Annotated in this window: 13 protein-coding genes; 4 read left to right on the forward strand and 9 right to left on the reverse strand. The window is 72.0% G+C overall.

The features are described 5' to 3' along the window. Positions 1–5 precede the first annotated feature (5 nt). Both SFY69_03480 and SFY69_03485 read left to right on the forward strand, forming a co-directional pair. Complete coding sequence (locus SFY69_03480; GenBank protein ID MDX2131098.1) at positions 6–2,033, forward strand: ABC transporter permease subunit; 2,028 nt, start codon at positions 6–8, stop codon at positions 2,031–2,033. A gap of 56 nt (positions 2,034–2,089) precedes the next feature. Next, positions 2,090–4,858, forward strand: a complete 2,769-nt coding sequence (locus SFY69_03485) for a hypothetical protein (protein ID MDX2131099.1) — start codon at positions 2,090–2,092, stop codon at positions 4,856–4,858. On the opposite strand, the gene SFY69_03490 is transcribed toward SFY69_03485, so the two are convergent. Beyond that, positions 4,770–5,669 (reverse strand): class I SAM-dependent methyltransferase, encoded by a 900-nt coding sequence (locus SFY69_03490; GenBank protein MDX2131100.1) that lies wholly within the window; start codon positions 5,667–5,669, stop codon positions 4,770–4,772. The genes SFY69_03485 and SFY69_03490 overlap by 89 nt on opposite strands. Positions 5,670–5,682: 13 nt before the next feature. Here SFY69_03490 and SFY69_03495 point away from each other — a divergent pair, with 13 nt between their 5' ends. Next, positions 5,683–6,198 carry a DinB family protein gene (locus SFY69_03495; GenBank protein ID MDX2131101.1) on the forward strand — a complete coding sequence of 172 codons (516 nt, stop codon included), beginning with the start codon at positions 5,683–5,685 and terminating at the stop codon, positions 6,196–6,198. A gap of 41 nt (positions 6,199–6,239) precedes the next feature. On the opposite strand, the gene SFY69_03500 is transcribed toward SFY69_03495, so the two are convergent. The 4 genes from SFY69_03500 to SFY69_03515 form a co-directional block, all read right to left on the reverse strand. Next, positions 6,240–8,246: a hypothetical protein gene (locus SFY69_03500; GenBank protein ID MDX2131102.1), complete on the reverse strand. Its 2,007-nt coding sequence runs from the start codon at positions 8,244–8,246 to the stop codon at positions 6,240–6,242. 10 nt (positions 8,247–8,256) lie between these two features. Beyond that, positions 8,257–10,425, reverse strand: coding sequence for a PqqD family peptide modification chaperone (locus tag SFY69_03505; protein ID MDX2131103.1), 2,169 nt, complete (start codon positions 10,423–10,425; stop codon positions 8,257–8,259). A 211-nt stretch (positions 10,426–10,636) separates the two neighbouring features. Next, complete coding sequence (locus SFY69_03510) at positions 10,637–12,682, reverse strand: HlyD family efflux transporter periplasmic adaptor subunit (GenBank protein MDX2131104.1); 2,046 nt, start codon at positions 12,680–12,682, stop codon at positions 10,637–10,639. Positions 12,683–12,734: 52 nt separating this feature from the next. Next, on the reverse strand, positions 12,735–13,598 hold the full coding sequence (locus tag SFY69_03515) for an efflux RND transporter periplasmic adaptor subunit (protein ID MDX2131105.1): 864 nt from the start codon (positions 13,596–13,598) through the stop codon (positions 12,735–12,737). Positions 13,599–13,926: 328 nt separating this feature from the next. On the opposite strand from SFY69_03515, the gene SFY69_03520 reads away from it, so the two are divergent. Beyond that, positions 13,927–15,018: a DegT/DnrJ/EryC1/StrS family aminotransferase gene (locus tag SFY69_03520; GenBank protein ID MDX2131106.1), complete on the forward strand. Its 1,092-nt coding sequence runs from the start codon at positions 13,927–13,929 to the stop codon at positions 15,016–15,018. 80 nt (positions 15,019–15,098) lie between these two features. Here SFY69_03520 and SFY69_03525 read toward each other — a convergent pair whose 3' ends face one another. The 4 genes from SFY69_03525 to SFY69_03540 are packed head-to-tail and all read right to left on the reverse strand — an operon-like array spanning position 15,099 to position 20,988. Further along, entirely contained in the window at positions 15,099–16,247 is a 1,149-nt protein-coding gene (locus SFY69_03525) for a hypothetical protein (protein MDX2131107.1), read from the reverse strand. Positions 16,248–16,296: 49 nt separating this feature from the next. Then, a complete protein-coding gene (locus SFY69_03530; GenBank protein ID MDX2131108.1) occupies positions 16,297–16,602 on the reverse strand; it encodes a hypothetical protein in 306 nt (101 codons plus the stop codon). A 55-nt stretch (positions 16,603–16,657) separates the two neighbouring features. Next, positions 16,658–18,652 carry an ABC transporter ATP-binding protein gene (locus tag SFY69_03535; GenBank protein ID MDX2131109.1) on the reverse strand — a complete coding sequence of 665 codons (1,995 nt, stop codon included), beginning with the start codon at positions 18,650–18,652 and terminating at the stop codon, positions 16,658–16,660. A 44-nt stretch (positions 18,653–18,696) separates the two neighbouring features. Then, the gene (locus tag SFY69_03540) at positions 18,697–20,988 is read right to left on the reverse strand and encodes a M14 family zinc carboxypeptidase (protein ID MDX2131110.1); all 2,292 of its coding nucleotides are present in this window, start codon (positions 20,986–20,988) and stop codon (positions 18,697–18,699) included. Positions 20,989–21,098: the final 110 nt, after the last annotated feature.

Consider the following 21,098-nt stretch of genomic DNA (forward strand, 5'->3'; position numbering starts at 1 on the left):
CCGCCATGACGCAGGCCCCGACCGCGCCCGCGCCGCCCGCGGCTGTGCCACGTCGGTCGCGCGGGGCCCGCCTGTTCGCGGCGCTGCACCCGTCGTACCTGGCGTGGGCGATCCCCGGCCCGATCTTCCACAAGGAGATGTGGATGGCCGGACGCCGTGGGGGCACGTACGCCATCCGCGCGTTGTACACGGGCGCGCTGCTCGCGATCGTCGCGCTGACGTTCGTGAGCATGCGCCCGTGGGGCGGCGGCAGCACGACGGCCCGCCTGCAGCAGATCCAGGGCGTCGCGCCGAGCATCGCGTTCGGGGCCGCATGGTTCCAGTTCTTCGCGCTCGCGCTCGCCGCCATCATCTTCGCCGCCCCGAGCATCTGCGACGAGAAGCGCGCGGGCACCCTCGGCACGCTGCTCACCACGCCGCTGCGCGCCTGGCAGATCGTGCTGGGCAAGCTCGCCTCCACGTGCACGCAACTGGTGATCCTCGCGCTCGTCTCGGCCCCCGTGCTGCTGGCGCTGCGCCTGTTCGGCGGGGTGACGGCGGAGTTCGTGCTCGGCAGCCAGTGCGTTACCATCGCGACGGCGTTGCTCGCGGCGAACATCGCCTTGTACGTGTCGATCGGGGCGAAGCGCGCCCCCGCCGCGGCGGGCACGGCGCTGGTGCTGTTCTTCGTGTCTCTGGGCGCCGGCCCGCTGCTGCTGTGGGGCGTCACTTCGATCGATCTGCCCGCAGGAGTCGCGGCGCGGCTGCTCTCGGGGTGCGTCCCGGGCACGGGCCCCCTGCTCGCTCCGATCATCGAGGGCGTGCTACGCCGACTGAGCGGCGCGGTCGGCCCCGGGGCGTACCTCTTCTCGACGCCCGTCGTCGGCATGTCGATGCTGTACCAGGAACTGCGCCCCGGGATGCTGCCGGCGTGGACGACGCGCGCCGGATGGCTGGCGGGCACCGCGTTCGGGCTCGCCGGGTCGGCGGTGCTGTTCTTCGCGTCCACGTTCCGGCTGCGCCGCGTGCTGCGAGCCGAGAGCGACGGCGGGGCCCCGATCCCCGCGCCGGCGCCCTCACGGACGGCGCGTCCGGGCGCGCAGCCGCCCCCGCTGCCGGGGCCGGCGGGCGGCGCGTGGACGCTGCAAACGGGGGCGGCCTCGCCACCGACCCGCCCGCATGAAGCCGTGCGGGTGCGTGGATGGAGCCGCGAGGTGGGGGACCATCCGGTGTTCTGGCGCGAGTTCCGCCAGCCGCTGTTCCGATCGAGCGTGCAGCGGCTGCTGGCGATCGGGTTCCTGTCGGTGCTGCTGCTCTTCGTGTACTGGCGGGTGGGGTGGGACAATCTGGGCGAGCAGGCGGTGCAGATGCCCGTCGGCACGCTGGGCACGCTGATGCTGGTGCTGCTGGGCATCTTCTCGTCGTCGGCGCTCATCGCCGGCGAGCGCGAGAGCCGCACGTGGGAAGCGCTGCTGGCGTCGCCCCTCTCGGCGTGGGAGATCGTCACGCAGAAGTTCCTGGGGTCGCTCCGCAAGGCCTGGCTGGTGCTGGGCACGCTCACCGCACACTTCGTGCTCATGACGCTGCTCTTCCGCGTGCACCCGCTCACCATCGTCTTCCTGGCCTTCGCCGTGATTCCCCCCCTGCTGGGCGTGACGGCGACGGGCGTGCTGTTCTCCACCGTGCTCCCCAAGAGCGTGCGAGCCGCGGCGGCGAACTTCGCGCTCTGGGTCGGCGTGTGGGCGGCCCTGCCGCTCGTCGTCGGCATCGCCAGCGCCGGCATCGGACGCGCGGACACCATGATCAGCATCGCGATGTTCCCCAACCCCGTCGGCATGACCGCCGTCTCGCTCACCGGGCTGGCCGAGTTCGAGTGGTCCCGGAAGTTCTCCTTGGCACGCTGGGACTTCGATTTCTACGGCATCGGTGACGTGCCGGCCCTGGGCTTCGTGTTCCTCCTGGCGCTCTACACCGCCCTGTACGCCGGCGTCGCCTGGGGCGCCCTGCAGATGGCGGCGAGGCACATCGCCGTCCGCACGGGACGCGCGCGCTGAGGCCCCGGAGTGACGGCCGGTCGAGTTCCCCCGCCCCCGGGGCCGATACTGAACGCATGCGGGCGCGGCGTGTCGAGTTCCTGGCCGGTGTTTGCTCGGTGATCGCCGGCGCCGCGAGCAGCGTCGCGCAAGAGGTCGCCCGCCCTTCGGCGTCGGGGCGCATCGTCCGCATCTTCGACTTCGAAGAACGCGAGACGAACCCCGGCGAGGTGCCCGACCTGTGGTACCGCGACCAGGACGACCCGAGCGGGGTCCGCCGCCCCGGGTTCCCGCCGTGGAACCGGGCGCGCGTCGCGTACGGGCGCGAGGGAACGCTCGCGTACGCGGGGCAGGGCGCGGTCGAGCTGCCCACACGCGGGGGTTCGACGTCGCTGGTGCTCGCGCCGGGGGCGATCCCCGTCTTTCCCAACGCCGACTACCGCATCGGCGCGTACGTCCGGACGCAGGGCCTGCGCCACGCACGCGCGGTGATCGAGGCCCGGTTCCTCGACGCCCAGCGACGGGCGATCCCCGGCGAGACCTATCGCTCGGCCCCGGTGGTGGCGCCCGACCAATGGACACGCGTGGAGTTCGAGGCGGTCGGCCGCGCGAGCGGGGCGGCGTGGCTGCAGCTGGAACTGCTGCTGCTGCAGCCGGAATCGCTCGGGGCGGGCGCGACGACCGGCGAGCACCACGTGCGCAGCCAGGACTTCGACGGGAGCGCGTGGTTCGACGACCTGTCGGTGGTGCAGCTGCCGCGCGTGGAGATCACCACGGGCATTCCCGGCAACGTGTTCACGGGCCCGGACCGCCCGGAGATCGACCTGCTGGTGCGCGACCTCACGGGCGAAGCGCTCACGATCATCGCCGAGGTGCTCGACGCGTCCGGGGCGGTGGTCGCGACCTCGACGCACCGGTCGGGCGCCGGTTTGTTCAAGTCGACGTGGAGGCCCGAGCTGCCGCGCCTGGGGTGGTACCGCGCCCGGACGCGCGTGCGTTCGGGCGGGCGCGAGGTGGACGGCGCGACCGCCGACTTCGCGTGGATCCCCGCCTCGGCGTCGGTCTCGGCGATGCCCGAGGAACTCGAGCGGTTCTCGATCGACCTGCTGTCGCTCCCCGAATCCGCGATGCGCGACGCGGAGGAACTCGTGCAGCGCGCGGGCGCGGGGCACGCGACGCTCGACGTCTGGACGCCCGACCTGACGCCCGAGCTCGCGCCGGAGCGGGCCCGCGCCCTGCTCGAGGGCGTGGGCGCGCTGCTCACGCACGGAAGGGGCGTCTCGTTGTCCGTCTCGGTCGTGCCCGACCAGCTCGCGACCTCGATGCGCCTGGGGGCGGACCGTCCGCTCGCGGTGCTCGCCTCGCCCCGCGAGCACTGGGAGGCGCACGCCGTCGACCTCTTCGAGACCCTCGGCCCGCGCGTCCCGCGCTGGCGCTTCGGGCTGCCCGCGAACGACGCGGACTTCTGGAACCCCTCGATCGCCGACGACCTCCAGCGCGCCCGCGCCTCGCTGGGCAAGTTCATCCCCTCGGCCCGCCTCTCGCTCTGCGGCGGGCTCGAACGCGACTGGTCGGACGTCTCCGGCTGCGACGGCGTCGTGCTCCGCGTTCCCCCGGACATGCCCCCGGAGGGCGTGCGCCTCGCGGTCGAAGGCTGGCGCGCCCGGGCCGACGCCCCGGAACTCACGCTTGTCTTTGAGCCCGTGCCCGGGCCGGTGCGCGACGGCGTCGCGAACCTCGCGCGCCAGGTCGTCGAGGCTTGGCTCGGCGCGGGCGAGACGCGCCCCCCCACCATGACGCTCGCCGATGCGTACTCGTGGGTCGGCGAGCGCCGCCCCGCGCTCGTTCCGCGCCCGACAATCCCCGCGTGGCGGACGCTGGCCGACCATCTCCGCGGGCGCCGGTACGCGGGGGATTTCCCCGCCGCCCCGGGCGTGCGCTGCATCATGCTCGCGCCCTCGCCGGGGTCCGGGCGTCCCGGGGCGCTCGTCGCGTGGAGCGAGGTCGACACGGGCGCCGTGCTGGAGTCGTACCTCGGGCCCGGGCCCGTGCAGGTCACCGATCTCGACGGCAACACCCGCGGTGCCCCGACGCCCGAATCCGCCGGCGACCGACGCCCCTCGGGCGTGCGCATCGCCCTCACCACCACCCCCGTCTTCATCGAGGGCGTGGACATGGGCTGGTGCCGGTTCCTCGCCTCGCTGCGCCTCGACCCCGCCACGCTCGACAGCGCCGGGCGCGACCAGGACCTCGCGTTCGAGATCAGCGGCACGTGGAAGACCGGAGCCGCGGGTTCGATCACGATCTTGGAGCCCGGCGGGCACGAGCGGGGCGAGCGCGACCGATCCTGGCGCATTTCGCCCCGCCAACTCCGCTTTCACGTCGGCCCCGGCGAGGTCGCCCGCGTGCCCTTCAGCGTCGGCTTCAGCCCCGTGGAGGAATCCGGCACGCGCGAGATGGTGCTGGAGGTCGAGGTGCAGGGCGAGAAGGCCTACGGCCCGGTCGAAGTCCGTCGCACGTTCGAGATCGGGTCGCGCGGGCTGCGCCTGGAACTCGCGCCCACCATCGTCGGGGCTGACCTCATCGTCGACGCCATCGTGTCGAACGCCGGAGAGCAGGCGGCCTCGCTGCGCCTGACCGCCTTTGCGCCCAACGCACCGCGCATCAAGGCGGTGATCCCGGACCTTCCGCGTGGCAACCAGGCGACACGCCGGTTCCGGTTCGACGGGCTGGCGGAGCGGGCCCGCGGGCAGCGGGTCATGGTCGTGCTCGAAGACCCCGAGTCCGGCGCGCGCCTCGTGCGCTCTGTGCAGGCCCCGGATCCTGCCCGTCCCGGGCGAGAATGAAGAGGTAGTACCCGGGCTCGCGGGGCGTCGCCGGCACGCCTTCGCCGTCGGTGACGCCGACGACGCGCAGCCCGCCCCGCGACACGACGTCCCGCCACTGCGCGAGGTTGTACCCGCGCAGGGCGTACGTCGAATCGATGTGCCGCTCGCGGACGCGCTTCCCCACCCCAGTCCGCACGGTGAGATGGCTGATCACGCGCTCGTTGCGGGCCGATTCTCCGCGTGCGCCCGCGGGCGGGATGTACTGCACGACCTGCGAGACGCGGACCCCGTCGCGCGAGCCCTTCCAGACGTCCTCGGTGATGCTCTCCAGCCCGTACGCGCACAGGCTGATGCCCACCACGTACACGCCCCCGGGGCGCAGCACGCCCCCGACACTGCGCAGGTGCTCGACCATCGCGCGGTCGCTCGTCAGGTGGCGGATGGTGTTGATCAGGTTGAACGCCATCGTCACAGGGGGCAGACGCCGCCCCGACGCGAAGTCCTCCATGCGGGCGGCGAAGATGCGCACGCCCCCGTCGCCCTCCCCGGTCTGCGACTGGCAGACGCCCGCGTCGCGGGCCGTGCGGCGGGCGAACGCGACCATCTTCGGCTCGCTGTCGAAGCCGATCCCGCGCACCTTGAGGCGTGCCGCCGCACGCAGGTACCGGCCCGTGCCGCAGCCGGGCTCCAGCCACACGTCGGGCCCCTCGTGGCGCGGCACGTGCGCACGGCGCAGGCGGCGCAGCACGCGCACGTCCGACATCGTGCCGGGCGCGTGCAGAATGTCGTACAGTCGCGGGATGGAATAGAAGTCCTCGAACGTGCCCATCGCGGGGGAGCGTATGAACCGATCCGAAGAACTCGCCGGCGCCATCGAGATGTCGCGGGCGCTGCTCGTCCGATTCCTTCCGGGCTTCACCGACGAAACCCACACCGCGCAGTTCCCCGGCCTGCCGAACCACCTGGCCTGGAACCTCGGGCACCTCGCGCACACCTGCCACCGCTGCGCCGCGATGCTCGACGGGCTGGAGGCCTTCCCCGCAGCGGACTTCGTGCCCGGCGACGCGGGAAACCCCGAGCGCTACGCCATCGAGTCCATCGCGTTCGGGTCCGTGCCCGTGGCCGACCCCGCCCGCTACCCGCGATTGGCCCGGTGCAGCGCGATCTTCGACGCGGCCATCGCCCGCTACGCCGCCGCGGTGCGCGCGCTGGAAGATCCCGACCGCGTGGTGTCGTGGGGCGGCACGCCGCTCACCGCGGCGCAGCTCGTGATCCGCATGGTCTTCCACAACGGCACGCACTGCGGCGAGATCCTGGACCTCCGCCGGGCGCTTCGCCTCGGGCGCATCCTGGGCTAGCCCGTGCCGGGGGCTCGGCGACGGGTCGTATGCGCTGGGCGCTACGCCCCGGGCAGATGCTTGTCGATCCAGTCGTCCTGGCGCAGCACGCTGGCGCGGTTGCGTCGGTCGCGCGCCTCGCTGCGGCGCTGCGCGTGACGGAAGACCATCAGCGCGACGCGCGTGTCGAGCAGTTCGTCCGCCGTCGCCCGCGCCCGCAGCAGGCGCGCCTCGAACGGCGCGTGCCGGGTGATGAGTTCGTCCTCCAGCGAGACAAAGACCTGCGACGAACCCGGGTCGCCCTGGCGCCCGGCGCGCCCGATGAACTGGCGGTCGATGCGCTGGGCCCCGTGCATCTCGGTGAGCAGCACGTGCAGCCCGCCGGCCTCGAGCGCCGCCCGGTCGGGCTTGATGTCCGTCCCGCGTCCGGCCATGTTCGTCGCGACGGTGATCGCCGCCCCGGACCCGCCGATGCCCGCCCGCCCGATGAACTCGGCCTCTTCCTTGTCGAAGTTCGCGTTCAGCACCTGGTGCGGGAGGCCCCGCGCCGTCAGCAGGCGCGACAGCAGTTCCGACGCCGCGATCGAGCGCGTCCCCACCAGCACCGGGCGTCCGCGCCGGTGCATGTCCTCGATCGACGCGCCGATGGCGGCCCACTTGTCGCGCACCGTCCGGAACACGCGCGTGGGCATCCGCGTCCGCACCACCGGGCGGTTCGGCGGGATCACCGTCACGGGGCGCGCATACACCGTCTCCATCTCGCTCGTCGCGTCGGCCGCCGTGCCCGTCATCCCGCACAGGAACGGGTACGTGCGGAAGAACCGCTGGAACGAGAGTCGCGCGAGCGTCTCGCGGTCGGCCGTCACGTCCAGCCCTTCCTTGGCCTCCACCGCCTGGTGCAGGCCGTGCTCCCACTGCCGGTCGGGGAGGAACCGCCCCGTGTACTCATCGACGATGAGCACCTTGCCGTCCACCACCTGGTAGTGCTGCCCGTGCAGGTAGCAGTGGCTCGCGACCAGCGCCTGGCGCACGAGCTCTTCGCCCCGGCGCGACGCCCGCCAGATCGCCTCGCCCCCGTGCGCGAGCAGGTCGTCGGTGAGCACGCGCAGCCGGTCGCGCCCGCGGCGCGTGAGCGTCGCGCGCCGGCGCACGTGCTCGACCTCGTAGTCGGCCTGCTCGTCGAGCTTGCCCGCCAGGCGCGTCGCCTCGCGGTACACCTTCGCCATGTCGTCCTCACGCCGCGAACGCGCGATGATCAGCGGGACGACGCCCTCGTCGATCAGCACGGCGTCGGCCTCGTCGACCAGCGCCGCCCGCAGCCCGGGCACCAGCGGGTTCAGTCCTTCGCCCCCCGAGCCGACGAGCGAGGTCAGGCGCCGTGCGCTCCACGCCGTGCCCGTGGGGCCGAGCTTGATCTGATCGCGCAGCCAGTCGGCGACGATCTGCTTGGGCGTGCCGTAGACGATGCCCCGCGAGTAGACGCCCGCGCGCTCCGGGGGCGAGAGGTCCTGGGTGATGGCCCCGACCTCGAGCAGGCATCGTCGGTAGATGTGGCGGCGAGATTCCGCGTCGCGGGCCGCCAGGTAGTCATTCACCGTGAAGACGTGCAGGCGCTTGCGTCGCCAGGCGATGAGCGCCGCCGCGAGCGAGCCGGTGAGGGTCTTGCCCTCGCCGGTCAGCATCTCGATGATCCGCCCGTGGTAGAGGCCCAGCGCGCCCATGAGCTGCACGACGTACGCCTCTTCGCCCGTCGCGCGCCGGGCCACCTCGCGCACGCACGCCAGCCCACGGCGCACGCACGCGTCGTCCTGACGCCCGCGCACGAACCGCTCGCGCACGTCGGCGATCACCGCGTCGAGCGCGCCCTCCGACATCCCCCGCATCTCCGGCGAGAGCGCGTCGGTCGCCTGCGCCTCGCGCAGCAGGCACGACGCACGCGACCGCGCGTGACGCACCAGCGTCCCCACGCGCGACGCGAGCAGATCGACCCCCTTGTGCACCGGCGGCCTCATCCGCCGGCTGCGGAACGAGTCGAACAGCACGCTGTACCTGGTCAGCACCTGCGTCACACGCGCTCCGTTAGATCTTCGCACGCCCCTGCAGCGCCTGACGCAGACGCACCCACCACTGCGCCGCCAGCGGGCGGCTCTCCAGCGTGAACCGCAGCACCACCCGCTCGCCCGGCACGCCGATCGGCGCCGCCCGCTCCGCGCCGGCGTCGTCCACCGCACGGAAATACCCGCGGAAGACCGGCGAAGTCGCGACCCGCCCCGTCTGGTCGTCCGGGCTCGTCGCGATCACCCCGCCCCCCATGGCCGAGAGCGCCTCGTGCGGGAGCGAGCGCGTGCCCGCCTCGATGATCTTCTCGGTCCGCGCCGGCACGACATCGTCCACGCGCGAGACCGTCCGCACTTCCACCTTCAGGGGCCCCTCGCGGACCCACGACGCCTCGGTCTGCGAGAGCACCGCCGCCACGCGCACGTCGGCCAGGTCCACGACCTCGCACAACGCCGCCCCTTCGCGCACGTAGCTGCCCAGTAGCAGGCGGGGATCATCGCCCACGACGACGCCCGCGTGCGGCGCGCGCACGATCATCGCCTCCCGGCGCGCTTCCAGCCACTCGAGCTGCGCGCGGATCGCGCGGGCGTACTCCTCCGCCGCCTGGGCCGCGGCGATGCTCTCGGGCATCGCGGCCCGCCCGCGGCTCTCGACCTCGGCGAGCTGCGCCTTGGAGAGCCGGTAGTGCGCGTCCAGCGAGGCGTTCTCGAGCGTCACGAGGGGCTGGCCCTGCTCGACGCGATCGCCGCCGCGCACGTGCGCCTCGCGCACGAACCCGTCGACCCCGAAGAACACGCCCGAGGCGCTCGCGCTCTCCAGCACGCCCGAGGCGCGGCGACGGTCCGGCGCGGGGATGACCCCCACCGCCGTCACCACCAGGGCGGCCAGCGCAACCGACGTCGCGATCGCGCGCGGGCGCGAGTCGGAGAGCATCGGGCTGGTCGCCAGCCAGTGGACGAAGCGCCCGGTGGGCAGGATGAACCACATCGCCGCCGTCCACGCCGCCAGGAACACCCCGATGGCGAACAGCTTGGTCATCACGTACAGCGTGATCGAGACGAACAGGAAGATGCGGTACACGAACGCCGCGATGCCGTAGACAACGAGGATGGCGGCCTCGGAGAGGCTGCCCGTCGGGGGCTGGGCCTGCTCCAGCCGGTACACGTGGCGCTGGAACAGGAACTGGAGCATCTGGTTCGAACGCTGCATGAGGTTGGGCACCTCGAGCAGGTCGCTGAGCATGTAGTACCCGTCGAACTTCATGAGCGGGTTGGCGTTGAAGAGCACGGTGCTGACGCCCGCGCTGAGCATGACGTTGTACGCGAGCTGGTGGGGCAGGCTCTCGTCGGGGGTGCGCAGCCACACGAACGCGGCGATCGCCGCGACGAAGAGCTCAAAGAGCATGCCCCCCGCGCCGACGGCGATGCGCTTCCACTTGCTCGTGAAGCCCCACGCCGCCGAGGCGTCGACGTACGGCGCGGGCAGCAGCACGAGGAGCATCGCGCCGAACTCGGGCACCTGCCCGCCGTAGCGCTTGCAGATGAGCCCGTGCCCCAGCTCGTGGAAGAGCTTGAGCAGCACGAACACGACCGCCATCCAGCCCCAGTTCGCCGGCGCGATGGCGCCGTCGATCCCGCTCGCCAGGCGCCCCCAGTGCGGGAGCAGCGCGACCACCGCCGCCACGACCAGCCCGAGCCACAGCAAGAAGCCCACGGGCGAGATCGCCGGGCGCACGATCGGCTCGAGCCACGACAGGATGGTGTCGGGGTTGAACAGGCGCACCTTGAAGTACATCAGCCCGATGGCCTGCTGACGCACCTTCTTCGCCGTGCGGTCGCGCCCGCGCCGCAGCAGTTGCTCGGTCTCGGGCGTCACGTCGCCCGTGAGCAGGTTGCTCCCGTACAACTGCGAGAGGAGCTGGATCACCTCGTTCTGCGTCAGCGCGTCGTCCGCGTGCTTCTCGAGCGAGGTCTGCCACACCGCCTCGACGGTGCGCCGTCCGTCGAGCAGCCCAACGAACTCGTGCGCCACGCTGTTCAGCCGGTAGAACTGGTTCGACGAGGGGTCGTGCACCACGTGCCACCGGCGCCCGCGGAAGTGCTGCCTCGTGATCTGCACGTGCGGCCTCAGGCGGGGCTTCATCGCCCGCACCCGGTGCCAGAACGGCGAAAATGTCGATCGCTCGCTCATGTCGTCTCACCGCGAACCGGGCCGCTACCCCTGCCCGCTCTTTCCCTGCCGCGCTGTCTCGCTCTTCCCCTGCCTCGCTGCCTCGCCGTCTCGCTCTTCCCCTGCCTCGCTGCCTCGCTCTTTCGCTCTTTCCCTGCCTCGCTGTCTCGCTCTTTCGCTCTTTACCTGTCTCGCTGTCTCGCTGTCTCGCTTCTTCCCTGCCTCGCTCTCTTCACCACCACAGCCACACGCGCAGCGTGTCGATCACCCGGCGCGACGCGATCCACGCCAGCGAGTGTTCCTCGGTGTCGAACCGCGCCTGGCCTTCCATGCCCGGCAGCGCCCACGCCGGCAGCGCGCCCTGCTGCACCTTGCCCCGCACCTCGAAGACGTTCTCGCCTTCCTTCGCCCGCGCCAGCGGCACGACCGCCTCCACCGTGAAGTCCATCGCCAGCGAGGGGTCCGACTTCGGGCTCACCTGCCCCGTGCCCCCCACCCCGATCATCGCGATGTCGCGATCGTCGACCTCCGCCACCACCACCATGTCGCGCGTGTCCGCCACCTCCAGCAGCCCATCGCCCACCCGTGCCGACGCCCCGATCTTCCGACGCAGGTCCCCCGCGATGATCGTCCCGTCGATCGGCGAGATCACGCGGCTGCGCTCTATCTGGTACGTCATCAGATCCCGGCGCGCCCGCGCCTGCTCCGCCTTCGCCCGCGCCTGCGATGCCTCGCTCAGCTCCGAGCGCTTCAGCGCCTCCGCCTCCTGCTTCTCGAACTGCACCACCTGCGCCTCGGCCTCCAGACGCGACAGGATCATCTCCCGCGTGTCCAGCTCCACCAGCACCTCGCCCGCACGCACGTCGCGCCCCGGCTCCATCCCCTCCGCCACCCGCGCGATCGTCCCGTCGAACGGCATCGACAGCGTCCGACGCTCGCGCGGCTGCAACTGCATCGGCGCGCCCACCCGGTACGTCGTCGTGTAGAACGTCATGAACAGCACCGCGGCCATCACCAGCACGCCCGCGACCTTCCACACCGTGTGCGTCGGGCCCACCGCCCACCCCGCCGCACGCTTCGCCGACGCCCACGCCCGGGCCGCCAGGATGCGGTCGTCGCTCCGGCGCACCGCCAGCACCGGCGCCACCAGGTCGAGCGTCGCCTGCAGCAGTTCCACCGTCGCCGTGTCGATCTTGCCCTCGCCCCCCGCCTCGACGAGCAGCACGCCGACGATCCGCTCGCCCTCGGCGTCCACCACGCGCAGGGGCATGCTCGCGACCTTCAGGCGCGCGTCCTCCGCCGCAAGTTCCCGGTGCGCGTGCGTCACCGCCTGCGACAGCACCGCGTCTCCCGAGGCCTCGGGCGCCGGGAACAGCACCGGCTGCTCCTGGTCCAGGCACTCGTCCATCGCGTGCTCGATCTTGCGGACCATCGCCATGCGACGGTCCAGGTTCTCGGTGTCCGAGAGCGCGACGCACCGCGTCTCGCGCCGGGGCGAACTCCCCTCGCGCGCCGACCCCGCCTCGTGCACCCACCCCACCGCCACGCGGTCGACCGACAACTGGCGGCTCAGGTCGTTCACCAACTGCAGGCAGCACCCCTTGAAGTCGTTGGTCGAGTTGATCGACGCGATCAGCCGGGCCGCCAGGTCCAGCGACGCGCCCGACGCCCGCGCACGGCGGAGCGCCTGGCTCGCCGCGTGCAGGAACGAATACCCGGTCAGCACCTCCACCATCGCCAGCGTGGTCTGCAGCGCCTGGCGCGAGCGCGAGTCGATCAGCAGCGTGATGACGCCCAGCAGGGGCAGGCCCGAGGCCTCGGCGGGCAGGCCCGCCATCACGGGCGCCGCGATCACGCTCCCGCGCTGCCCGGACGCGTCGTACATCAGCGTGTCGCCCTCGAGGGCGAACACCGCCGGCTGGCGCGTCGTGCCCGCGCTGCGCGCCGCCGCCTTCACCTCCGCCGCGGACTCCAACTGGCGCTCGTCGAACGCGCCGGCGTCGAACATCGCGTCCAGCGAGCGCGACACCCGCCCCTGCGCGTCGACCGCGTCGCCGGCGAGGGGCCAGACGAGCGTCGGGCGGGGTTCGAACTCGGGCGCGTTCTCGCGTTGCCCGCCCACGGTGAACAGCACGCCCTGGCGCGCCCCCGACACCTGCCCCAGCACGCCCAGCAGGCGCAGCAGGAACACGCGGTCGTCGGCCGCGGGAGACGTCAGCTCCGACACCACCCGCTGCCACCCGGGCGCCTTGAGATTCGACAGGTCCGTCAGTGCCATGCCAATCACCTCGCCGCCGCGCGGGCCCGCCCGCGCCGCCCCACAGGGTTGCTCACCGGCTCGCCGCCGCGGCCTGCACCCGCAGCGATCCGAGCAACGCCGCGTCGGGTTCCTCGAACCGCACCCACGCCGGCCCGCCCGACAGCAAGCGCCCCGCGCCCTTCGGGTTCGCGATCTCCACACGCACCCGCCTCGTGCGGCTGCCCAGGTCCGACGTCGGCGCGACCTCCGTCACCTTCCCCGTCCGCAACTGCGCGGACCCGGCCACCTCGACCAGCACCCACGCCGGGTCGCCCACCTGCACCCGCCACGTCCGCGCATCGCCGATGTCGGCCCCCACGTCCATCACCAGCGAGTCGATGCGCACCAGGCGCACCAGCGGGTCGGTCTCGCGCACGCTCTGTCCGGCGTCGGCCAGCACGCGGTCCACGATCCCGTCGAACGGCGCGGTGATCCGGAAGCGGTCCACGCGCGCCTGGAACCGATCGACCTGCAGCACCTCCTGCGTCTGCTGCAACTGGGCGTTCAGGTAGTCCAGCCGGGCCGTCTCGAACGTCAGGCGCGCCCGCTCCACCTCTTGCGGGCCCGATCCGCCCTTGTCCCGAATCTCCAGCAGGTGCTTGTACTCCACCTCCGCGAGGTCCATCGCGGCCTTGGCCCGCTGGACGGGAATGTCCTTCTCCGCCCGCACTTTCTGCAGGTTGAGGATCGCGAGTTCCTCGGTGTCGTCGCCCCGAAGCAGCAACTGCCCCGCGACGACCTCCTGCCCCCCCTGCACGAGCACTTCCTTCACGGTCGTCGGCAACTGCAGGCTCATGGTCACGTCCAGCCGCGGGCGGACGTGGCAGAGCACGCCGAACTTCTCCGCGGCCTGCGAATCCACCCGCGTGGGGCCTTCCAGGGGCTGCGGGGCCACCGGCGCAGTGGATCCCCCCGGCGCCGGTCCGGAAGTCTGTGCTGGAACGGGTGATACGCCGAGAGTCACGAGCGAGGCGGCGACAAGCGCCCCCACGCCCCAAGCGGGCTTCGACATGCCCGGACTATACGTCTCCGCCCCCATGAACTGTTGCAGGGGCGTGGATTCCGCGTCGCACCTTCCTACCCTAGCCGGTTAGTCGCCCGCTCAGGGATCGATCTGGAGCACCCGCTTGGCAACCGCCGCCGCCGCCCGACCCCGTTCCGACGCCGCGAAAAATCTGGCCCTGTTTGGCGGGACGCCCGTCAGCACGACCGCCGTGCCGTTCATGTCCACGGCGTTGGCGCCGGCCGACATCGAGGCGTGCCTGGCGGTGCTGAAGTCGGGCATGCTCCGGGCCTCCACGAAGTGCGCGGAACTCGAGGACCGCTGGGCCTCGATGACCGACGCGAAGTACGCCATGACCTGCGCCAACGGGACGTGCGCGCTGCAGCTCGCGTACGAGCCGCTCGTGCGCCCGGGCGATGAGGTCCTGGTTCCCGCCTGGTCGTACATCGCGACCGTCTCGATGGTCGTGGCGCGGGGCGGGGTTCCCGTCTTCGTCGACGCGGACCCCGACACCTTCCAGATCGACGTCAAGGACGCCGCCGCCAAGATCACCAAGCGCACCACCGCCATCGCCGCGACGCACCTCTACGGGTGCCCGGTCGACATCGACGGCGTGCAGGCCCTCGCCGAGAAGCACAACCTCATGGTCGTGTACGACGCGGCCCAGGCGCACCTCGCCACCTACAAGGGGCGCGGGCTGGGCGCCTTCGGCGACGTCGTCACGTACTCGATGTACGCCACCAAGAACCTCGCCACCGGCGAGGGCGGCATCGTCACCTGCAACGACGAGGGGCTCGCCCGCGAGATCCGCCTCCTGCGCTCGCACGGCGAGACCGAGAAGTACCTGCACGAGTCCGTCGGGTACAACTACCGCCTCAACGACATGGCCGGCGCCATCGGCTGCTCGCGCCTCGACCGCCTCGCCGACCAGACGGCCCAGCGCCGGCGCAACGCCTCGCGCTACGACGCGCTGCTCGCCGAGATCGACGGGCTGCTCGCCCCCAAGGCCACGCCCGGCGCCGAGCCCGTGTACCACCTGTACACCGTCCGGCTCGACCTCTCGAAGTTCTCGTGCACGCGCGACGAGTTCTGCAAGGCCCTGGGCGCCGAGGGCGTGCCCACCGCCACGCACTACCCCCGCAGCCTGCCCGAGCAGCCCGCCCTCGCCGAGTTCGACCGGGGCGACACGCCCGAGGCCGCCTCGCTCGCGGCCCGCGTCTTCTCGCTCCCCATGCACCACGACCTCACCGACGAGCACTTCCGCATCGTCGGCGAGGCGCTCCGCAAGGTCGCGAAGGCCTACCGCGCCTGAGCACGCGCACGCCGTCAGCAGCCGTCCGATCAGCCGGGCTGAACACGCGCGCCTGAACGCGTGCTTCCGAGCGGCCCCGCCTACTTGGCGCTGATGGTCGCGCGCCCTTCGCTCAGCGCCTTCATCCCCTCGCCCACGAGGTAGGCGCGTCCCGCGTCGTTGCCCCGCAGGTGCGCGTCGAGGAACGCCAGCACCGCGCTGTGCGTGCACTCCTGGATGACCTCCACGGGCGTGGTCGGGCGCTCGCGCAGCACCGCGGTCGCGCCCTTCCCGCCGAAGGACGCGTGCGTCGCGCCCTCGATCCACAGCAGGTAGACCGGCGGGCCGCCCTTCGCCGTGCCGCGGCTTTTTTCGAACGGATGCCTCCGCGTCGCGGGCACCTCGCTGGTAATGGTCGACGTATCCAGCGACCCGGTGATGACCAGCATGGGAATCTCGATCTCGCTCCACGCGTCTTCGCGGATGGCGACGCGGTTGACCCCCTGCCCGCTGATGACCACGCTCACGCGGATGCGCTTCTCGGGGCGGGCCTCGCCCGCGGGGTTCTCGCGGTCGCGCACCTTCATGCCCGACGCCAGCTGCGTCGTGTACGCCCCGGCCGAATGCCCCAGCAGCACGATCTTCGCCCGATCAACCGTGGCGAGTTCGCCCAGGCCGGCGCATTCCTTCTCCAGTGTCGCCACGCTGTCGATGATGAACGAGATGTCACCGACGCGCTCGGCCCGCTTCTCGGGGTTCATGAGGCGCAGGTCGAAGGCGTTGTCGCGCGTCACCTTTTCGCCATCGCGCCGGCGCTCCTGGACAGAGTCGGCGTGGCTGCACGCGACCACCACGAAGCCGTGGCTCGCCAGATGGTCGCACAGGTCGGGGAAGACGTCCTTCGACCCGCCCAGCCCGTGCGAGAAGATCGCGAGCGGGTACGCGGGACGCGACGCGCCGTCGCCCTCCATCGGGCCCCCGCCCTTGGCCACCGGCACGCGCACCTTGACCCGCAGGTCTTTGCCCCGCTGCTCGTCCTTGAGCACGAGGTCGTCGGTCACGCGCACCTCGAACGGGCCGCGCTCGACCTTGTACCCGCCCTCGGGCTCCAGGCGTGGCCCGGCCATCGGATGGGCCTGGGCGAACGCCGTGCCGGCGCCGGCGAGCAGCACCGCGCCGCCGAGCAGGGCCGCAGCAAGAACCCGCACCGCGCGACCAGCTCGAGCCATCGTCGCTGCGCGGCCCGTCATGGCCGCTCGACCCGTCATCCGGCGCGTGTTCATCCTCGCACCCCCGCTGCTACCGCATGGACTTGTTGACGACCTTGCCCTTGTCGAACGTGACCGACATCTCGGTATTGCCGTTCTTCCAGGTCCACGTCACCTGGCTGTTCTGGCTGCTGCCCCCGGCCACGCCCGCGCCCGAGATGCTCATCCCGCCCACGTCCTGCACCTCGCCCTTGCCGAGGATCCCCTGCACCTGCCCCATCGTCATCCCGATCGTCACCTTCTCGTAGTTCTCGGGCGTCGCTTTGTCGTCGCACGACACCAGCACCACGAGACACAGGGCGGCAACAGCGGCGTACACCGGGCGGGCGATGCGCATGGGAGGCTCCTTTGCGCGTCAGCCTACCACGGCGCGCCCCCCGCGCGGGGCGTTTCTACACGCCGCGCAGCGCGGGCGGCTCGGTCTGCGCCCGCAGCAACTCCGCGTACCGCCCGCCCCGGGCGAGCAGGTCCTCGTGCGGGCCCAGCTCGGTGATCGCCCCCTTCTCGACGACCGCGATCCGCGAGGCGTACCGGATCGTGCTCAGCCGGTGCGCGATCACGAAGCACGTCCGGCCCTTCATGAGCGTCGCGAGCGACCGCTGGATCAGCACCTCGCTCTCCGTGTCGAGGTTGCTCGTCGCTTCGTCCAGGATCAGCAGCAGCGGATCGGCGAGCAGCGCCCGCGCGATCGCCAGACGCTGCTTCTGCCCGCCCGACAGGCGCACCCCACGCTCTCCGATCACCGTCGCGTAGCCCTTCTCGAGGTCGGAGATGAACGCGTGCGCGTTGGCGGCCTTGGCCGCGTCGACGATCATGTCCCCCGTCGCGTCCCGGCGTCCGTACGCGATGTTCTCGGCGACCGTGCCGTCGAAGAGCAGCACCTCCTGCTCGACGATGCCCAGCAGCGCGCGGTACGAGCCGACGTCGAGCCGCCGCAGGTCGACCCCGTCGAAGAGCACCTCCCCGCCCGTCGGGTCGTAGAAGCGCGCGATGAGGTTGCACAGCGTGGTCTTGCCCGAGCCGGACGGGCCGACGAACGCGATGACCTCGCCGGGCTTCACGTCCAGCGAGACGCCCCGCACGACCGGCTCGGGGGGCGTCTCCTGTGCCGCGGGTTCGCCCTCGGCGCGTTTCCTGGGCGCGGGCGCGCGGGGGTAGGTGAACCAGACGTTGCGCAGCTCGACGCGTCCCTCGGCGGTGGCGCGCGAGACCACGACGTCGCCGGGCATGGACGCGAACTCCTCTTCCTCGCCCAGGAGGTCGAGCACGCGGTCGAGTGCCGCCAGGTTGCTCTGGATGGTGGACGCGGTGGACGTCAGGGTCTCGAGCGGGCCCAGGAGCATGAGGAGGTAGGTCGAGAACATCATGACGTCGCCGATGGTGAGCTCGCCGCGGACCACCTGCGACCCGCCGTAGACCAGCACGAACGCCGAGGCGAGCGGGATGAGCACGGCCCAGGCGATCTCGAGCACGCGCGACCACCACCACGTCACGATCTCGATGCGCGTCATGTAGTGCTGCGCGCCGGTGAATCGCACGGCCTCGGCACGCTCGCGTGCGAACCCGCGCACCACCCGGATGCCCCCGAACACCTCGGTCGTCGAGGCGTCGATCCCCTGGCGCACCTGCTTGGCGTCGCGGTGCAGCGGGCGGATCCGCCCGATCCATGTCCGGTGCGTCACCCACACCGCCGGGATCAGCATCGCCCCGCCCGCCAGCATCCGCCAATCCACCCAGGCGAGGATCCCCAGCGTGCCCACGAGCTGCACCACCGCCCGCCACGGGTTGTAGATCATCGAGAACAGCAGCTCGCCCGCCAGCCCCGCGTCCTCGCGCAGCAGGCTCGCCACCCCGCCGGTCTTGTAGTGCTGCAGGCGGTGCAGCGGCAGGCGCACGGCGTGCAGGAAAGTCGTCCGGCGCAGGTGCGCCTGCACGCGCTTCGTCACCCGCGTGATCTGCCACCGCCCCACCGTGCCGATCGAGACCCCCAGCAGCGCGATGAGCACCAGGACCATCCCGAGCCGCCACAGCAGCCCCTCGCGCGAATCCGGCAGCGCGAACACCTCCCGCGCCCACGCGGGGATGCCCGCCGGGCCCGGCTCGTCGGTCAGGATGTAGTCGATCGCGACCTTCGTCGACGCCGGCGCGACCAGGCCCATCGCCGTCACGAGCGTGAGCGTGCCCAGCGCCAGCGCCACGTACCGGCGGTGCCCGCGCGTCAGCTCCCAGAACCGCCCGAAGAGCTCGACGAACGAGCGCGACCGCTTCGACCTGTCCGCGCGCGGACCTTTGTCCGAGGTGGGGCGCTTCGCCCACGCCGCGTCCGCCTTGCGGGTGCGCTGGTACTCCGAGAACCGTTCGCGGCTGGACGATCGGCGTGGGATCATCAGAGGGTTCTATAGGTCCCCTGCGCTCGGCGCGCCCACTTTTCTCAGCCGCCCCCGATGGCGATCGCCAGCGCCTGGACGTCGTCCTGGTCGACGTTCCCGTCCCCGTTGAAGTCCGGGTCCAGCACCGTGCACGACCCCTCGCCCGCCACCGTCTGCGCCAGGCACGCGATGTCGTCCTGGTCCGCGTTGCCGTCCGCGTTGTAATCCAGGTCGATCGGGCACGAGAGCACCTCGACGCGGACGTCGTCCAGCCCGCACTCGACGATCGACCCGGCGCCCAGGTCGCTCGCGACAAACCGCAGGCGCATCCGGTCGGTGGGCGGGAGGAACTCCTCCAGCCGCCAGGCCTTGCGCTGCCACACGCCCGCGTTGTCCTGCGCGCCCTCGAGCTGCACCCACGTGGCGCCGTCGTCGTTCGACAGGAGGATGGGCGACGTGTCCTGGTTCGGGTTCGCCCCGGCGTTGTTCGAGTGCCACCGCGCGTACGACAGACGCACCCCGGCGACCCGGCGCCCGCTCGCCGGTACCGCGCCGAAGCGCGGGCTCGTCAGCGTGGTCGTCCCGCCGTCGACATCGAACGAGCCCACGCCCGTCCCAGCGCGGCAGTCGGTGATCCAGGCCAGCACGCCCGGGTCGAAGGTCGCGTCGTTACCGGGTTGCGCCGCCGTCGCCTCCGGATCGCAGCGGTTCCAGATCCCCAGCGTCGCCGTATCGCCCGGGGCCCCCACCGTCCAGCCCCGGTCCGTCTCCATGTCGTCCGCGAACGTCACGTCGAGATCAACGCCCCGGGCGAGCAGCGTGGCGCCGCCGGCGGGGTACGTCACCGACGTTCCCGTGGTCGTGGGCGCTTCGAAGTAGTACTCCACCACGTTCCCGCACCCCAGCGCGGGCAGCGCGCCCGTGAACGTGCTGCCGACCTCCGAACCCATCGGCTGGCTGGTCCAGGCCCCGCCGTTCACGCGTGTCCACAGCAGAGGCGTCGCGGGGTTCTCCTTCGCCGCCCGCACCGCCAGGCGCACCAGTTCGGGCGCCGACGTCGTCAGCACGCTGGGGTACTCGCCCACCGGCACGACGTACAGCGGGAGCAGCGTCGACTCGGCCAGCCGGATCGCGGCCTCGAAGTTCTCCTCCGCGTTGGGGATGATCTCCGACACCGGCATCACGAAGCCGTATGTCCCCTGGTCGCGCACCTCGATCGTGTACGCCAGCAGCCCGCGCGCGCCGAACGACCAGTCCGGGGCGACGCCGGACGCCGGGTAGATCGTCGTGTACGCCGGGCCCGCGTCGTACACCCGCCCGTGCACGCCGAAGATCCCCTCGCGCATGTCTTCCTCGAGGAACGCGAAGATCGGCCTGTCCGGCGGCAGTTCGCTCGTGTACCCCCAGGGCGCCAGGATGAGCTGCGAGAAGCTGTGGAAGTCGATGTGGGCGCGCAGGCGCGTGTTCGCCGTGATGAAGTCGCGCATCACCTGCGTCTCGGGCTCCGAGAACGGCCCGGTGCCGCGGTACGTGTCGTTCCCGGGGTTGGTGCTCGCGCCCTCGCCCCCCCACTGATAGCCCCAGTTGCGGTTGGGATCGACGCCGAACGTCCCGTCGCCGTTGTCGCGCCGGTTCTTCCGCCACAGGCGGTTGTTGGGCTGCCACGAGAACTCGTACCCGTCGCAGTTCACGACCGGGATGATGATGATCTCGCACTGGTTGACGAGCGCGCTGAGCCGCGCGTCCGTGCCGTACGACTCGAGAAGGCGATCGCCGATCCACATGGTGGTCATGGGCGTCGCCCATTCGCGCGCGTGCTGGCAGGAGTTGAAGAGCACCGCCGGGCGCGAGATCCGCGGGTTGCCGGGCTGGTCGGGCGCGGTGATGCGGATGCCCTTGATGTTCCGCCCTTGCAGCGTCTGCCCCGCGACGAACGTCTCGGCCAGCGTCGGGTACTGCGTCGCCCACAAGTCCAGGCGCGCGTGCACCTCCGTCAGCGTGCGGAACACGCCGAACCACGACGCGTCGCGCTGCAGGCGCGCCTCGGCGATCTCCCGCTGTTCCTGGTCCAGCAGCGCCTGCACGTCGGGGATCACCACCTGGGGCTCGAGCCCAAGGGCCCGGATCGCGCCCAACTGCTCGGGCGTGACCTGCACGTCGATCAGGCCCGTGCCGACGCGGCAGTTCCACGCCGTCGTCGCCAGGTCCAGCACCCGGTCGCGCATCTCGGGCGAGCCCACCTCAACGCGGACGAGTTGGTGCCCGTGGTAGGGGCCCGCGGGCGGGGCGTGCTGGGCCCACGCCGCCGTGCAAACACCCGCCGTCAGAATGACGCTCAGAACCGCAATGCGCATGGCCAGTCTCCGAAAGCCGCCCCCCCGGCGGAATCGCCGGTCCTATCGATCCGCTCACCCGGTGCGCGCGGTTCCCCGCCCGGGGCGGGGGAATCGCTATTCTGCCATGC

The sequence above is a fragment of the Planctomycetota bacterium genome, assembly GCA_033763975.1.
Classification (GTDB): Bacteria; Planctomycetota; Phycisphaerae; order Phycisphaerales; family UBA1924; genus RI-211.

Bases quoted from the DNA above. Each gene is read 5' to 3' on its own strand.
- SFY69_03490 (MDX2131100.1), bottom strand. From the start codon at position 5,669: ATGGGCACGTTCGAGGACTTCTATTCCATCCCGCGACTGTACGACATT.
- SFY69_03530 (MDX2131108.1), bottom strand. From the start codon at position 16,602: ATGCGCATCGCCCGCCCGGTGTACGCCGCTGTTGCCGCCCTGTGTCTC.
- SFY69_03540 (MDX2131110.1), bottom strand. From the start codon at position 20,988: ATGCGCATTGCGGTTCTGAGCGTCATTCTGACGGCGGGTGTTTGCACG.
- SFY69_03525 (MDX2131107.1), bottom strand. From the start codon at position 16,247: ATGACGGGCCGCGCAGCGACGATGGCTCGAGCTGGTCGCGCGGTGCGG.
- SFY69_03520 (MDX2131106.1), top strand. From the start codon at position 13,927: ATGTCCACGGCGTTGGCGCCGGCCGACATCGAGGCGTGCCTGGCGGTG.
- SFY69_03495 (MDX2131101.1), top strand. From the start codon at position 5,683: ATGAACCGATCCGAAGAACTCGCCGGCGCCATCGAGATGTCGCGGGCG.
- SFY69_03480 (MDX2131098.1), top strand. From the start codon at position 6: ATGACGCAGGCCCCGACCGCGCCCGCGCCGCCCGCGGCTGTGCCACGT.
- SFY69_03535 (MDX2131109.1), bottom strand. From the start codon at position 18,652: ATGATCCCACGCCGATCGTCCAGCCGCGAACGGTTCTCGGAGTACCAG.
- SFY69_03485 (MDX2131099.1), top strand. From the start codon at position 2,090: ATGCGGGCGCGGCGTGTCGAGTTCCTGGCCGGTGTTTGCTCGGTGATC.
- SFY69_03510 (MDX2131104.1), bottom strand. From the start codon at position 12,682: ATGGCACTGACGGACCTGTCGAATCTCAAGGCGCCCGGGTGGCAGCGG.
- SFY69_03505 (MDX2131103.1), bottom strand. From the start codon at position 10,425: ATGAGCGAGCGATCGACATTTTCGCCGTTCTGGCACCGGGTGCGGGCG.